General features: G+C 65.4%; 14 protein-coding genes. 6 read left to right on the top strand and 8 right to left on the bottom strand.

Annotated elements, in window-relative coordinates:
- Positions 1 to 69 precede the first annotated feature (69 nt).
- The 3 genes from JQ631_RS13305 to JQ631_RS13315 all read right to left on the bottom strand — a co-directional run bounded on the left by JQ631_RS13305 (position 70) and on the right by JQ631_RS13315 (position 2,183).
- A complete protein-coding gene (locus tag JQ631_RS13305; protein ID WP_212326760.1) occupies positions 70 to 567 on the bottom strand; it encodes a TPM domain-containing protein in 498 nt (165 codons plus the stop codon).
- Between the two features lie 2 nt (positions 568 to 569).
- Complete coding sequence (locus tag JQ631_RS13310) at positions 570 to 1,436, bottom strand: TPM domain-containing protein (RefSeq protein WP_212326762.1); 867 nt, start codon at positions 1,434 to 1,436, stop codon at positions 570 to 572.
- A gap of 135 nt (positions 1,437 to 1,571) precedes the next feature.
- Positions 1,572 to 2,183 (bottom strand): LemA family protein, encoded by a 612-nt coding sequence (locus JQ631_RS13315; RefSeq protein WP_212326764.1) that lies wholly within the window; start codon positions 2,181 to 2,183, stop codon positions 1,572 to 1,574.
- Between the two features lie 163 nt (positions 2,184 to 2,346).
- On the opposite strand from JQ631_RS13315, the gene JQ631_RS13320 reads away from it, so the two are divergent.
- From JQ631_RS13320 to JQ631_RS13330, 3 genes are read left to right on the top strand one after another with little or no spacing between them, the layout of a single operon-like run.
- A complete protein-coding gene (locus JQ631_RS13320) occupies positions 2,347 to 3,198 on the top strand; it encodes an enoyl-CoA hydratase (protein ID WP_212326766.1) in 852 nt (283 codons plus the stop codon).
- 5 nt (positions 3,199 to 3,203) lie between these two features.
- Positions 3,204 to 4,352, top strand: a complete 1,149-nt coding sequence (locus JQ631_RS13325; RefSeq protein WP_212326769.1) for an acyl-CoA dehydrogenase family protein — start codon at positions 3,204 to 3,206, stop codon at positions 4,350 to 4,352.
- Between the two features lie 15 nt (positions 4,353 to 4,367).
- A complete protein-coding gene (locus JQ631_RS13330) occupies positions 4,368 to 5,564 on the top strand; it encodes an acyl-CoA dehydrogenase family protein (RefSeq protein WP_212326771.1) in 1,197 nt (398 codons plus the stop codon).
- Between the two features lie 196 nt (positions 5,565 to 5,760).
- Here the strand turns inward: JQ631_RS13330 and JQ631_RS13335 are convergent, their stop codons facing one another.
- Positions 5,761 to 8,082: a xanthine dehydrogenase family protein molybdopterin-binding subunit gene (locus JQ631_RS13335; protein WP_212326773.1), complete on the bottom strand. Its 2,322-nt coding sequence runs from the start codon at positions 8,080 to 8,082 to the stop codon at positions 5,761 to 5,763.
- A 112-nt stretch (positions 8,083 to 8,194) separates the two neighbouring features.
- A complete protein-coding gene (locus JQ631_RS13340) occupies positions 8,195 to 9,070 on the bottom strand; it encodes a dihydrodipicolinate synthase family protein (protein WP_212326775.1) in 876 nt (291 codons plus the stop codon).
- A 112-nt stretch (positions 9,071 to 9,182) separates the two neighbouring features.
- Here JQ631_RS13340 and JQ631_RS13345 point away from each other — a divergent pair, with 112 nt between their 5' ends.
- The 3 genes from JQ631_RS13345 to JQ631_RS13355 all read left to right on the top strand — a co-directional run bounded on the left by JQ631_RS13345 (position 9,183) and on the right by JQ631_RS13355 (position 11,417).
- Complete coding sequence (locus tag JQ631_RS13345) at positions 9,183 to 9,974, top strand: transporter (protein WP_349644979.1); 792 nt, start codon at positions 9,183 to 9,185, stop codon at positions 9,972 to 9,974.
- Between the two features lie 208 nt (positions 9,975 to 10,182).
- Entirely contained in the window at positions 10,183 to 11,049 is an 867-nt protein-coding gene (locus tag JQ631_RS13350) for a S1C family serine protease (RefSeq protein WP_212326779.1), read from the top strand.
- A complete protein-coding gene (locus JQ631_RS13355; RefSeq protein WP_212326781.1) occupies positions 11,046 to 11,417 on the top strand; it encodes a response regulator transcription factor in 372 nt (123 codons plus the stop codon). Before JQ631_RS13350 ends, JQ631_RS13355 begins: the two co-directional genes overlap by 4 nt.
- Here the strand turns inward: JQ631_RS13355 and JQ631_RS13360 are convergent.
- The 3 genes from JQ631_RS13360 to JQ631_RS13370 form a co-directional block, all read right to left on the bottom strand.
- The gene (locus JQ631_RS13360; protein WP_212326783.1) at positions 11,412 to 12,482 is read right to left on the bottom strand and encodes a sensor histidine kinase; all 1,071 of its coding nucleotides are present in this window, start codon (positions 12,480 to 12,482) and stop codon (positions 11,412 to 11,414) included. The two genes, JQ631_RS13355 and JQ631_RS13360, sit on opposite strands and share 6 nt — an antisense overlap.
- Entirely contained in the window at positions 12,469 to 13,161 is a 693-nt protein-coding gene (locus JQ631_RS13365; protein ID WP_212326785.1) for a response regulator transcription factor, read from the bottom strand. Before JQ631_RS13365 ends, JQ631_RS13360 begins: the two co-directional genes overlap by 14 nt.
- Before the next feature lie 100 nt (positions 13,162 to 13,261).
- Complete coding sequence (locus JQ631_RS13370; RefSeq protein WP_212326786.1) at positions 13,262 to 13,729, bottom strand: hypothetical protein; 468 nt, start codon at positions 13,727 to 13,729, stop codon at positions 13,262 to 13,264.
- Positions 13,730 to 13,750 lie beyond the last annotated feature (21 nt).

Below are 13,750 nucleotides of genomic sequence, written 5' to 3' on the forward strand. Positions count from 1 at the left end.
AGAATCTTTCCACTGAGGCAGTCTGGATTGCTTCGCTGCGCTCGCAATGACGACGGATAGAGCGGTGGACTACATCACCACCGGACTATCCGGCAGCTCGTTCGGATGCGGCCCGCCTGGCGGATAGTGCTTGGCCAGCTCCCGCGACACCGCCGCGATACCGTCGATCACGCCGCGCTCGAACTGGCCGGCGCTGAACTCGGCTTCCATCGCGCGGCAGATCGCCTCCCAGCCGGCGGCGCCAACCTTCGCATCGATGCCGCGATCGGCGATGATCTCGACGTCGCGGTCGGCGAGCAACAGATAGATCAGCACGCCATTGTTGTGCGCGGTGTCCCAGATCCGCAAATGTGAGAACACATCGAGCGCGCGTTCGCGGGCGAGTTGATTGCGGAACAGCGGACGGCCGTCGAGCGCGCCTTCGACGACGAAACGGACCTGGCCGGAATGCGTCGCCTCGCTCCGTCTGATCGCCTGCTCGATGCGGTCGAGCACCGCTTGCGGAAACACCTGCCGTGCGCGCCAATGGTGCTGGAGGAGATGCCTGGTGATACGCCCAATGCCCATGGTTACCAGCTCCCCGAGGCGCCGCCGCCACCAAAGCTGCCGCCGCCCCCGCTGAAGCTGCCGCCGGATGACGAACCGCTGCTCCAGCCGCCGGACGAGGAGCCGCTCGACCAGGACCCACCGCGCGACGATCCCGTCGATGCCGGAAACAGATCGGCGATGAATGACAGCACGAAGCCGATGATCCCGGCGAGCAGGGCCAGCGCGCCGGATCCGAGGATGAGCAACGCGACAAGGCCGATAGCGCCGCCGGTCGCGACCGAGCCCAGCAGCCGCCCCAACAACGCGCGCAGGAATCCGCCGACGACGAGCGAGGCGAACAGGACGACAGGGGCGAGCGGCCCGACGTCATCCAGATTGGCAAAATTCACGCTGCGCGAGGGAACCGGCAACGGCTCGCCGTCGATGACGCGCATCATCCGCTCGGCACCGGCCGAGATGCCGCCGGCGAAGTCGCCGTCGCGGAATTTCGGCGTGATGACCTCGTCGATGATCCGCCGCGATGTGACGTCGGTGAGCGCGCCTTCGAGGCCGTAGCCGACCTCGATGCGCAGATGCCGGTCGTTCTTGGCGACCACCAGGATCGCACCGTCGTCGACCTTCTTGCGGCCAATCTTCCAGGCTTCCGCGACGCGGATTGAGAATTGCTCGATGCTCTCCGGATCCGTCGTCGGCACGATCAGCACGACGATCTGGCTGCCCTTGCGCGTCTCGAAATCGCCGAGCTTCTGCGACAGCGCGGCGACGTCGCTGCTCGACAGCGTACCGGTCCGGTCGACCACGCGGCCGGTAAGCTGCGGCACCGCGACGTCAGCGGCGGCGGGGAAGGTGAAGAGGAGCGCCACCACGAGCCACACACCCAGTGTCATCGCCCGGCTCGTCCGGGCGATCCAGTATTCCAGAGACGCCAGCGAGGTACGGAGAAGCCGCGGCGTACTGGATCCCCCGCTTTCGCGGGGTATGACAGCGGTGGGTGGGGTGAAACCCATGCGTAAACGATGCGCTTACTTCGACGGTGCGGGCGCCGGCGCGTTGAAATCGACCTTCGGCGCGGTCGAGATTTCCTTCTCGTTCTCGACCGTGAAGTTCGCCTTCTCCTTGTAGCCGAACATCATCGCGGTGAGGTTGCTCGGGAACGAGCGGATGGTGACGTTATATTCCTGCACCGATTTGATGTAGCGGTTGCGCGCGACCGTGATGCGGTTTTCGGTGCCCTCGAGTTGCGACATCAGATCCTTGAAGAGCGCATCCGACTTGAGCTGCGGGTAGTTCTCCGTAACCACGAGCAGCCGCGATAGCGCGCTGGAGAGTTCGCCCTGGGCAGCCTGGAATTTCTGGAAGGCCGCGGGATCGTTCAGCACTTCGGGCGTTGCCTGGACGCTGCCGACCTTGGCGCGCGCATTGGTGACACCGAGCAGCACATCCTTTTCCTGCTGCGCAAAGCCCTTCACCGAGTTGACCAGATTGGGCACGAGATCGGCGCGGCGCTGATACTGGTTCACCACCTCGGACCAGTTGGCCTTGATCTGCTCATCCTGGCCCTGGATCGCGTTGTAGCCGCAATTGGTGAGGCTGAGCGAGGCCAGCGCCGCCAGCACGGTCAGGATCTTGCGCATCAAATTTCTCCCGGTGGAATCGAGCGCAAACTACCAGATCGAGTGCATATGACGCCAGATGTCCGGACGTCGCGAAAAGCAGCCGGCTGACGCAAGCCGCTTGCCTATCACCGGGCGACATAGTCAACTCGAGGCAAACAAGGCAAAAATGCAGGGAGGCGGCATGTCCTCGTTCGAGACCATCCTCGTGGAGCGGCCGGAGCCGGCGATCGCCCGGATCGTGATGAACCGGCCCGATGCGCGCAATGCGCAGAACCTGCAAATGACCTACGACCTCAACGCCGCTTTCGACGCGGCGGTGCAGGACGACGCGGTCAAGGTCATCATCCTCGCCGGCAACGGGCCACACTTCTCCTCTGGCCACGATCTGCGTCCCGGCGGCAAGAATGTCGCAGGCGTCGATTTTCCGCCGGTAGGAAATTGGGGCGGCTTTGCCGAGGCGAACGCGCACGGTCGCTTCGCGCGCGAACAGGAAATATACCTCCAGATCACGCGGCGCTGGCGCAATCTCGCCAAGCCGATGATTGCGGAAGTGCACGGCAAGTGCATCGCGGGCGGCTTGATGCTGGCCTGGGCCTGCGACCTCATCGTTGCCAGTGACGACGCGCAGTTCTGCGATCCCGTCGTTACCATGGGCGTCTGCGGCGTCGAATGGTTCGTACATCCCTGGGAGCTCGGTCCCCGCAAGGCCAAGGAGTTTCTGTTCACCGCCGACAGCTGGAGCGCGCAGGAGGCGCATCAGCTCGGCATGGTGAACCAGGTCGTGCCGCGCGCAGAGCTGTCATTGCGCGTGCTGGAGCTCGCGCGCCGGATCGCAGCAAAACCGTCCTTTGCGCTGAAGCTGACCAAGGAAGCCGTGAACCGCTCCGTCGACGTGATGGGGCAGCCCGCCGCAATCGACCAGGCCTTCGCCCTGCATCAGCTCTGTCACGCCCACAATCTTCAGGAGTTCGGCATGGTGGTCGATCCGTCCGGACTGCATCCCTCCGTGCGCAAGCCGGCAGCCGCGGAGTAGCCGCAATGGATCTCAATCTCAGTGACGAGCAGAGACTGCTGCGCGAGAGCGCGGAACGCTTCGTGGCCGAAAGCTACGATGCCGACCACCGCCGCAAGACCGCCAACGATCCGCTCGGTTTCAGCCCGGACGTGTGGAAGCAGTTCGCCGAGCTCGGCTGGCTGGCCCTGCCGATCCCGGAGGAGCTCGACGGTCTCGGCGGCGGCCCTGTCGAGATCGGCATCTTGATGGAAGCCTTTGGCCGCGGGCTGGTGTCGGAGCCGTATGTTGCGACCGTCGTGCTCGGGGCTGCGCTGATCGGCAAATGTGGCAGCACGGCGCAGAAGCAGGCGAGCCTGCCCAAGATCGCGGATGGATCGTTGAAGCTCGCCTTTGCGCATTCCGAGCGCGCCGCGCGGTTCGATCTTGCCAAGGTTACGACGTCGGCGACCAAGACCGCGCAAGGCTGGCGTCTCACCGGGAGCAAGATTGCCGTGCTCGACGGCCATGCCGCCGACGAGATCATCGTGTCAGCGCAACTGCATGATCATCAGGGACCATCGGGGCGGATCGCCCTGTTTCTGATGCCGGCAACGGCGCCGGGGCTTTCGATCTCCGACTATCAGCGGCTCGGTGGCGGGCGCGCCTGTAACATCGAGCTTTCCGACGTGCAGCTGCCGGATGACGCCCTGCTCGGCGACGGCAAGGACGCACTTCCCGCGATCGAATGGGCGATCGATCGGGCCATGGCCGCGCTCGGCGCGGAAGCCGTCGGCATCATGCAGGTGCTGCTCGACACCACGCTTGAGTATACCAGGATCCGCAAGCAATTCGGCCGGCCACTGTCTGCCAACCAGGTGATCCGCCATCGCCTCGCCGACATGGCGATCCAGCTCGACGAAGCCCGCTCGATGGCGCTGCGCGCCGCACTGAAGGCCGATAGCGCGCCGGTCGAACGCGCCCGCGCCGCGTCGGCGGCAAAGGCCAAGATCGGCAAATGCGCGCGCTTCGTCGGCGAGCAATCGATCCAGTTGCACGGCGGCATGGGCGTCACCGAGGAGCTCGAGGTCGGCGCCTATTTCAAGCGCCTCGTCGCCTTCGACACGCTGTTCGGCGGCACCGCGCATCACTATGCCCGCCATGCCCAGCTTGGCCGCACCACCCAACCCGCCTGACCACAGGAGCGCATCATGGACCTATCGTTCAATGCCGAAGAGCGCGCCTTCCAGAGCGAGGTGCGCGGCTTCATCGCAAAAAATCTCACCGACGAGATGAAGCGCGCGACGGCGCTGACGCCGTCTGTGTTCTCCGACCCTGACATCGGCATGGCCTGGCAGAGCGCGCTGCACAAGCAGGGCTGGGGCGCGCCGGGCTGGCCGGTCGATCACGGCGGCCCGGACTGGACGCCGGCGCAGCGCTGGATTTTCGAGAGCGAAAGCGCGCGGGCCGGCGTGCCTAATGTGAATGTGATGGGCGTGAAGATGGTCGGGCCCGTCATCATCGGATTCGGCAGCCCTGCGCAGAAGAATTTCTATCTGCCGCGCATTCTTTCCGGCGAGGACTATTGGTGCCAGGGCTATTCCGAGCCCGGCTCCGGCTCCGACCTCTCCTCGCTGAAGACGCGCGCCGTGCGCGACGGCGACGATTACATCATCAACGGCACCAAGATCTGGACCACGCATGCGCATCACGCCAACCGCATGTTCGCACTGGTTCGAACCAGCGACGGGCCGCGGCAGCAGGACGGCATCAGCTTCATCCTGATCGACATGAAGACGCCGGGCATCACCACGCGTCCGATCCTCACCATCGGTGGCGACCACGAGGTCAACCAGGTGTTCTTCGACGACGTGCGCGTGCCAGTTGCCAACCGCGTCGGCGACGAAGGCAAGGGCTGGACCTACGGCAAGTATCTGCTCGAGTTCGAGCGCGGCTCGGGCATCGCGTCAGCAAAGCTGCGCGAAGGGCTCCGCGCGATCACCGAGCTTGCGGAGTCCGATCTCACGGGGCGCGCCATCGACAGCCCCGATATCGCGACGCGCATCTCCGAGGTCGAGGTCGATATCGACGCACTTGAAATGACCGAGCTGCGCGTGCTCTCGGCGTTGCAGACCGGGCAGAATCCCGGCGCGGTGTCGTCAATCCTGAAGCTCCGCAACAGCGAGATTCGCCAGGCTGTGACGCGGCTCGGTGTCGATGTGATCGGGCACGATGCCCTCGCGGTCGAGCCGATGCGGCCGCTCTACAGGCTCAACCACGAGCCGGCGCTGCCGGAGGACATGCTGACGATGGTGCCGGAATATCTCAACGGCCGAGCCTACACGATCTTCGGCGGCACGTCGGAAATCCAGCGCGACATCATCGCGAAGATGATGCTGGGGATTTAGCGCTCGATCGCATCACACTCCGCCGTCGTCCCGGACAAGCGAAGCGCAGATCCGGGACCCATAACCACAGGGAGATGTGGTTAGGGGGACTCGGAGTTACCGGCTTCGCGCAAAACTCAGCCCTGTGGTTATGGGTCCCGGCGTTCGCCGGGACAGTTGAGTGTGTCGCGACAGCTAGCGTAACAACGCGCTGCGCTTAACCCGCATTCGCGTCCCTGATCGCCTTCCATATCTTCTGCGGCGTCAGCGGCGTGTTGAGCTGGGTGATGCCGAGCTCGGCGAGCGCATCCATCACGCCGTTGGTGACGCAAGGCGGGCCACCGATGGCGCCCGATTCGCCACAGCCCTTGGCGCCGAGCGGATTGGTGCGGCAGGGCGCGGAATCATCCAGCGTCACCACGATCGGCGGCACGTCGTCGGCGCGCGGGATGCAGTAGTCCTGATAGCTCGCGGTCAGAAGCTGACCGTCGGCATCGTACGACACGCCCTCATAGAGCGCCTGGCCGATTCCCTGCGCCACGCCGCCATGGATCTGGCCAGTGACCAGCATCGGGTTCACGGCGACACCGACGTCGTCGACGGTGGTGTAGCGCACGACCCTGGAGACACCGGTCTCCGGATCGATCTCGACCTCGCAGATATGCGTGCCGTTGGGCCAGCTCGGACCATCGACCTCCCCCTCGGAATCGACACTGAGCTTGGCGCCGGTCTCCTTCTCGGCGATGTCGAACAGGCTGATGCGGCGGTCGGTGCCGACCACGGTCAGCATGCCGCCCTGATATTCGATGTCCTCGACCGAGGTCTCCAGCACGTTCGCCGCCTTCTCGCGCGCCTTCTGGATCAGGTCATTGGAGGAGACTGCGACCGCAGTGCCGCCGACGAACAGCGAGCGCGAGCCGACGCTGCCGAAACCCATCGCCAAATCAGTGTCGCCCAGGACGACATCGATCTTGTCCATGGCGATGCCGAGCGTGTCGGAAATCATCTGCGTGTAGGTGGTCTGAAGCCCCTGCCCCATCGCCATGGTGCCGGAATGCAGCACCACACGGCCCTGCGAGGTCGCTTGCAGGGTGACCTTTTCAGTATGCGCGCGGCCGCCGGTCCATTCGATGTAGGAGGTGAGGCCGCGGCCGTAGAGCAGGCCCTTCTTCTTCGCCGCCTTCCTGCGCGCGGCAAAGCCATCCCAGTCGGCAAGCTTCACGGCGCGATCGAGCATGTGCGCGAAGGCGCCGGAATCGTAAACCTGTCCAGCCGCATTCGTGTAGGGCAGCTGCGCGGGCTTGATGTAGTTGGCCTTGCGGATCGCGCGCGGATCCATGCCGATCTTTCGTGCGGCGGCGTCGAACAGGCGCTCGACGATGAACACGGCTTCGGGGCGGCCGGCGCCACGATATGCGCCGACCGGCGCGGTGTTGGTCATCACCGACTTGACCTCGAAATGCACCAGCGGCAGATCGTAGACGCCGGTCTGCACGAACGGCCCGAGCACCAGCGGGATGATGTTGGCCGCGCCCGAGGAATAGGCGCCGGTGCAGCCGATCGAGGTGACGCGATAGGCGAGCACCTTGCCCTTCTCATCGAGCGCGAAGGACGCCGTCGAGGTGAGGTCGCGGCCATGGGTGCCGCCGACGAATTCGTCGGTACGGTCACCGCGCCAGCGGATTTTCCTGTTCAGCTTGGTCGCGACATAGGCGACGATGCCGTCTTCCGGATAGAGATTGGTCTTCTGGCCGAAACCGCCGCCGATGTCGCCAACCAGCACGCGCACGCTGTCCTTGGGACGCTTCAGCACGGCTTCTGCCAGCACGTCGCGGGTCGAGGCCGGGGTCTGCGACTGCACGTGCAGAAGCAGACGGCCGGTCTTCTTGTCGATCTCGGCAATGGTCGAGCGCGGCTCCATGGCCGAGGGCACCAGGCGCTGGCTGACGAGATCGAGCTCGACGGTATGCGCGGCCTTGGCAAAAGCCTCGTCCACTTTGGCGGCATCGCCATAGCTCATTGCGCCGACGATATTGTCGGGCGCCTCCGGCCACACCACGGGCGCGCCGGGTTTTACCGCTTCAACCGGGTCGACCACGGCGGGCTGCACGTCATATTCGATCACGATTGCTTCGGCCGCGGCCTGCGCTTCGGCACGCGACGAGGCCACCACCGCCGCCACGGCCTCGCCGGTGTAACGCACGACTTCATGCGCGAGAAGCCGCCGCGGCGGCACCGTCATCGGCTTGCCGTCGGGACGCTTGAAGATGCTGAGCGTCGGGATGGTGCCGACGTCGTCCTTGATCAGATCGGCGCCGGTGAAGATCGCGGTGACGCCGGGCATCGACGCAGCCGCGCCGGTGTCGATCGAGACCAACTTCGCATGCGCATGCGGCGAGCGCAGCACGTGCAACCACAGCGCGCCGTCCTCCGGCTTGTCGTCAATGAATTGCCCCTTCCCGGTGAGCAGCCGCTGGTCTTCCAAACGCTTGACGGGCTGGCCCGCTCCGAAACGCAAATTGCCGGGAAGAATGTTCATTCCGCTGGTCCTCTAAGCCTCAAAGTGCGGCCGCCTTTTAGCGGATCGAGACAGGCGAGACCAGCCGCGGTTTTGGGCGGAAATGCCGCGATTTCGGCATGGCAGGAGAGACTTAGGCCAGCTCCTTGAGCGCGGCTTCCACGACCTTCCGCGCCTCGGCCGTCAGCGGCGCCTGCGGCGGGACGGGATCGCCGACATCGTAGCCCTGGATCGCGAGGCCGGCCTTGATGCAGGCGGCGAGATTGAAGCGCGCAAAGGCCTCGTTGATCCGCCACAGCCTGCGCTGGAGCACCATGGCCTCGTCCCAGCGGCCGGCCTGGCAGAGGTCGTAGAGCGCCACGCTCTGGCGCGGGATGATGCAGGCCGGTCCCGCCATCCAGCCGAGCCCGCCGATCAGCATCACCGCCGCCGGAATGTGGGCAGAGGCCGAAAACACGCGCAAGCGATCGCCGCAACGGTTCATGATCGACAGCAGCCGCCCGGTGTTGGTCGAAGCGTCCTTGATGTAGCCGATGCGCGGATGTTCGGCGAGGCGTGCGATGACGTCGAGGGTCAGGTCCGAGCGCTGGAATTGCGGATTGGTGTAGATGACGACAGGAATGTCGACGGCATCCGCGATGCTGCGGAAATAGGATTCGATCTGCGCGTCCGCGAGCGGGAAGTAGGCCTCGAGGATCGCGAGGATGCCATTGGCGCCGAGCTTCTGATAGGCCCGTGCCTGCGCCACTGCATCGGCCGTCGAGGTCGACGCGACGCCCGCCACCACGGGCACGCGCTCCTTTGCCGCCTCGATCGTGATCTGCACCACCGCCATGCGCTGGGCGGCATTGAGATAGGCGAACTCGCCGGTCGAACCCAGCGGCGTCAGCCCATGCACGCCGGCGCTGATCAGATCGTCGCAGAGCTTTGCGAGCACGCCCGTTCGTACCGTTCCGTCAGCATCGACGGGCGAGACGAGATAGGGGAAAACACCGCGAAATTCCGACATGGCGGGAATAAATTCCGGGAAGCTTGAGTCTTGTTCGGCAGGCGTGCGATCCAGCGCGTGCTATCACGGGGCACTAGTGCCAGCAAGCGAACCTCGTTCGAGCAACGCATTTGTGGCTTTGGGTCTCCTCGCCGCCGCACTGTGCCCCGGCGTGGCCGAAGCCGGTGAATGCCCCTCACGCCAATCGGAGATCGCGACCGACCGCCCTGACGTGACCAATTCCAGCCTGGTCGTGCCTGATGGCAGCATCCAGATCGAGAACGGCCTCAACACATCGGGCCAGAGCGCCGGCAAGGGAATTGACGGCAGCAACAGCCGCCTCCGTTTTGGTCTCGCGCCCTGCCTCGAAGTGCTGGTCGATGCGCCGAGCTATGTCGGACGTCTCACCGGTACGGTCGACACCGGTTTCACCAATGTCACCCCCGGCGTGAAATGGCAGATCAGCGGCCTGCCTGAGCCGGCGAACCTCTCGGTGGTCGCAGGCGTCGGCCTGCCGACCGGCGCGCCCGCGATATCAGGCGCGGGCTATCAGCCCTATCTGCAATTTCCCTGGTCCTACGAGCTCGGCGGCGGCTGGGGCATCAGCGGCATGTTCACGAGTTTCTTCCGGCCATCGGATCTCGGCAACCACCAGACCAGCGAGGCAACTTTCGTGATCGAGCGGAAGGTGAGCGAGAGGCTGGCGCTGTTCGCCGAATATGTCGGCGACACTCCGTCGCGCGGGGCGAGCACGGCGCTGCTCAATGTCGGCGGCGGCTATCTCCTGAACCGAACCGAGCAAATCGACTTCCACCTGGCCATCGGCCTCAACAGGAACTCTCCGGATTACATCATCGGCGTCGGCTATTCCTATCGCTGGGACAATGTCCTCGGCCCGGCGACCAGACCGCTTCGCCACCCTTAGTCCAGGCCCGCGAGCAACGGCACCCGCGCGCCCCAAGAGATCGATTGTCTCGATGCCGTCTGGCGCGATTTGCGGATTCCTACACGTTCCCGTGAGCGGCTCCCGATCACATGTTCGTCGGCCGCGATCTCAAGGAGGACTGGCCACCCGGCCAGTTTCCTGATCGGCTCCGACATCCCAGATTGGAGGCAGCTTACAGGAGCCTTCCATGACCGACTTCACTCCTCTCACCTCGCTGTCGTCCGCGCTCGCGGATGTCGTGGCGCGCACCGCGCCCTCCATCGTTACCGTGCATTCGCATCGTTCCCGCTCGACCGGCTTCGTCTGGAAGCCGGGCCTGATCGTGACCGCGGACGAGGCACTGGCCGACGAGGGCGACGTCCAGATCGTCCTTGCCGACGGCAGTACGGCTGCCGCCACGATCGTCGGCCGCGACCATACGACCGACGTCGCGCTGCTGCGCGCCGATACCGCCATCGCTCCGGTCAAGCTGGCCGCGACGGTCCCTGCCCTCGGCGCGCTCTCCGTTGTGGTCGCGACCAATCGCGACACGCCGAGCGCAGCGCTCGGGATGGTGTCGGTTTCAGGCAAGGGCTGGCGTTCCCTGCGCGGCGGCGAGATCGATGCGCGGATCGAGCTCGATGTTCGCCTGCGGCCAAGCCAGGAAGGCGGGCTTGCTGTCGATGCCTCGGGCGGGGTCTTCGGCATGGCCGTGCTCGGGCCGCGGCGTGTGCTGGTGATCCCGACCGCGACGATCGAGCGCGTCGCGGCACAGCTCGAGACGCGCGGCCGTATCGCCCGCGGATATCTCGGACTCGGTCTCCAGCCGCTGAGGCTCGACGACGGCATCGGCGCGATGGTGATGAATGTCGACAAGGAAGGCCCCGCGGCCGCAGCCGGCATTCGCCAGGGCGACGTGATCGTGGCTGTCAACGACCAGAAGCTCTCCGGCGTCCGCGCGCTGTTGCGGACATTGGGCCCTGCCAGCGTCGGCCGGGTCGTCGATGTTGCGGTCCTCCGTGGCGGTGAGCCTGCAAGCTTCAGGGTCACTGTCGGCGAGAGGCCCGAGACGTGAGCGACGACAACACGCCAGAGATCGTGCTCTCGCTCGAGATCGACGATCCCGCTCTCGCCGAACGCCTCGCGACGCTGCTCGGCAGTGTCGCGGGGCTTCGTCTTGCTGCACCCGGCGAGATTGCCAATGCGACGATCGTCGCCCGTGATCCGCGCATCATGCCGGAGGACATTCCCCTGACGCAGCGCGAGCTCGACGTGCTGGCGTTGATGGCCGAGGGAGCCTCCAATAAGATGATCGCGCGCCAGCTCAACATCTCCGTGCATACCGTGAAATTCCACGTCGGCTCGCTGCTCGACAAGCTGGATGCCACCGGTCGCACCGATGCGGTCGCGCATGCGGCGCGCCGCGGCGTGATCGAGCTATAGCGCGCTGGGGAAGCTGAGCTGGACCGTCAGGCCCGGCCCGTTGTCGTGCAGCGAGATCTCCGCGCTGTGGAGGCGGGACACCGCGGCGACCAGGCTCAGGCCGAGGCCATTGCCCGGCGTATAGCGGCTCTGCTCGAGCCGATAAAAGCGCTTGAACACGTGATCGTGCTGATCGGCAGCAATGCCCGGGCCATCATCGACAATGGCAATCATCGCGCCCGCGCCGGCATTGCGGCAGGTCACGCTGACCTTCCCGCCCGGGCGACCGTGCTTGATCGCATTGTCGACGAGATTGGCGATCGCATCGAACAGCAGGTCGCGATCGCCGGTTACGGCAACCTCGCGGTCGCCTCCCAGGCTCAAACGCGTGGATACCTGTTCGGCGGCGGCGTCGTAGAGTTCGACCACCTCGCCGGCAATCTCGGCAAGGTTGAGCGCGCGAAACGCGCTGCGGCGGGCGCGGGTCTCGATCTCCGAGATCCGCGTGATGGAGGCGAACATGCCGAGCACGGCATCGAGGTCGACGATGGTGTCGCCGATCAGCACGGCGTCGGCCTCGCTGTTCCGCTCATGGTGATAGGCCTTTTCCAGCCGGCCCCGCATCCGCGTCAGGGGCGTGCGCAAATCATGGGCGACGTTGTCGCTGACCTGCTTCACCTCGCCCATCAGCGTCTCGATACGGTCCAGCATCAGGTTGAGGTTCTCGGCGACGCGGTCCCATTCGTCATGGCTGCCGCGCAAGGGAATACGCCGGTCGAGTCCCGAGAGCATGATGGCACGACTGGTGGCGTTGATCTCCTCGATGCGCCCGACCGTGCGCCGGGTCACCAGCACGGCGGCGACGCCAGCCAGCAGCACGAGCAGCACGGCGACCGCGATCATGGCGAGCTCGAGCATCGCAATGAAGCCGCTGTGATCGCCGGCATCGCCGACCCGGCTTCGCACGTAGGCAAGCGTGCCGAAGTAGACGTACGCCATGATCGCTGCGACGATCAGGCCGAAGATCGCAATTGCGATCAGCGCCAGACGGAAGGTCGATGAGCGAAGCGTGTCAGCCAGGAGCACGGAGGCAATATCCAATGCCGCGGATGGTGTGGATCAATGGATAGGCCTGGGTATCGTCGACCTTGCGGCGGACGCGGCCGACATAGACGTCGATGATGTTGGTGGAGGGATCGAAATGCAGGTCCCAGACGTGCTGGAGCAGCATCGCGCGCGAGACGACCCGGCCCTCGTTGCGCACGAGATATTCGAGCAGTTGAAACTCGCGCGGCAGCAGCGGAATCTTGCGGCCGCGGCGGCTGGCATTGCGCGCGATCAGGTCGACGGCGAGATCACCGACGCGCAAAATAGTTTCCTTGGCGATCGTCTCGCTACGGCGCCCGAGCGCCTCGAGCCGGGCGAGCAGCTCGACGAAGGAGAACGGCTTGACGAGATAATCGTCGCCGCCGGCGCGCAGGCCGCGGACGCGATCGTCGACCTCGCCGAGTGCCGAGATGATCAGGAACGGCGAGGCAATGCCGTCGTCGCGCAGTTGCCGCATCACGGTGATGCCGTCGATATCGGGCAGCATGCGGTCGATGGTGATCACGGCATAGTCGCGCGCAACGCCATGACTGAGGGCTTCACGTCCCGTGGCGGCGAGATCGACCTCGTAGCCTGACGTCGTCAGTTCCTCGGCAAGCTGGCCTGCGGTTTCCGGATCGTCCTCGACGACGAGGATGCGACGATGGCCTCCGGTCATGACAAACTCCGAGCGACAATCGCCACCAGATTATCCCGTTCCGGGGCTGAGCGGAACCACCCGGTGGCGATCGCGACAATGGTGCGGTACGGCGATGCGACTACCAATAGTCCCCGCACACATTGACCCATTGCCACCCATAGGGCGTCAAGCTCCTGCGCCAGCAGCCGTCGTCGTAATAGTTGGAATAGTAGTAGGGCGCGCCGAACACGGCGAAGCGGCGGAAATGATGATGGTGGGAGAAGTAGGCGTGCCGGCCGATGAAGGGCCCGCCGTGCCAGCCTGCACCTGCAAAGCGCGGCCCGATCGCCGCGTGGGCGAAGCGCGCACCTCCGAAGGCAGGTCCACCGACATGGGCGAAGGACGCGCGGCCCATGCCACCGACATGCATGCCGCCACCGAAGCCGCCGGCGTGCATTCCACCGCCACTGAAATGGCCGCCGCCACCCATGCCACCGCCGTGACCGCCGCCTCCGCCGCCGCCACCTCGGGCGAGCACTGGTGAAGCCAGCGCCATCGCTGCGGCGATCGCCACCGCAGTGAGGCCTTTGAGAAGCCTGTTGTTCATCGAAGCATCCTCCGTGCTGCG

The organism is Bradyrhizobium manausense (genome assembly GCF_018131105.1).
Lineage (GTDB): Bacteria > Pseudomonadota > Alphaproteobacteria > Rhizobiales > Xanthobacteraceae > Bradyrhizobium > Bradyrhizobium manausense_B.

Coding starts and splice junctions, on each gene's coding strand:
- JQ631_RS13315 (WP_212326764.1), bottom strand. CDS start 2,183: ATGCGCAAGATCCTGACCGTGCTGGCGGCGCTGGCCTCGCTCAGCCTC.
- JQ631_RS13340 (WP_212326775.1), bottom strand. CDS start 9,070: ATGTCGGAATTTCGCGGTGTTTTCCCCTATCTCGTCTCGCCCGTCGAT.
- JQ631_RS13305 (WP_212326760.1), bottom strand. CDS start 567: ATGGGCATTGGGCGTATCACCAGGCATCTCCTCCAGCACCATTGGCGC.
- JQ631_RS13330 (WP_212326771.1), top strand. CDS start 4,368: ATGGACCTATCGTTCAATGCCGAAGAGCGCGCCTTCCAGAGCGAGGTG.
- JQ631_RS13370 (WP_212326786.1), bottom strand. CDS start 13,729: ATGAACAACAGGCTTCTCAAAGGCCTCACTGCGGTGGCGATCGCCGCA.
- JQ631_RS13310 (WP_212326762.1), bottom strand. CDS start 1,436: ATGACACTGGGTGTGTGGCTCGTGGTGGCGCTCCTCTTCACCTTCCCC.
- JQ631_RS13365 (WP_212326785.1), bottom strand. CDS start 13,161: ATGACCGGAGGCCATCGTCGCATCCTCGTCGTCGAGGACGATCCGGAA.
- JQ631_RS13335 (WP_212326773.1), bottom strand. CDS start 8,082: ATGAACATTCTTCCCGGCAATTTGCGTTTCGGAGCGGGCCAGCCCGTC.
- JQ631_RS13325 (WP_212326769.1), top strand. CDS start 3,204: ATGGATCTCAATCTCAGTGACGAGCAGAGACTGCTGCGCGAGAGCGCG.
- JQ631_RS13320 (WP_212326766.1), top strand. CDS start 2,347: ATGTCCTCGTTCGAGACCATCCTCGTGGAGCGGCCGGAGCCGGCGATC.
- JQ631_RS13350 (WP_212326779.1), top strand. CDS start 10,183: ATGACCGACTTCACTCCTCTCACCTCGCTGTCGTCCGCGCTCGCGGAT.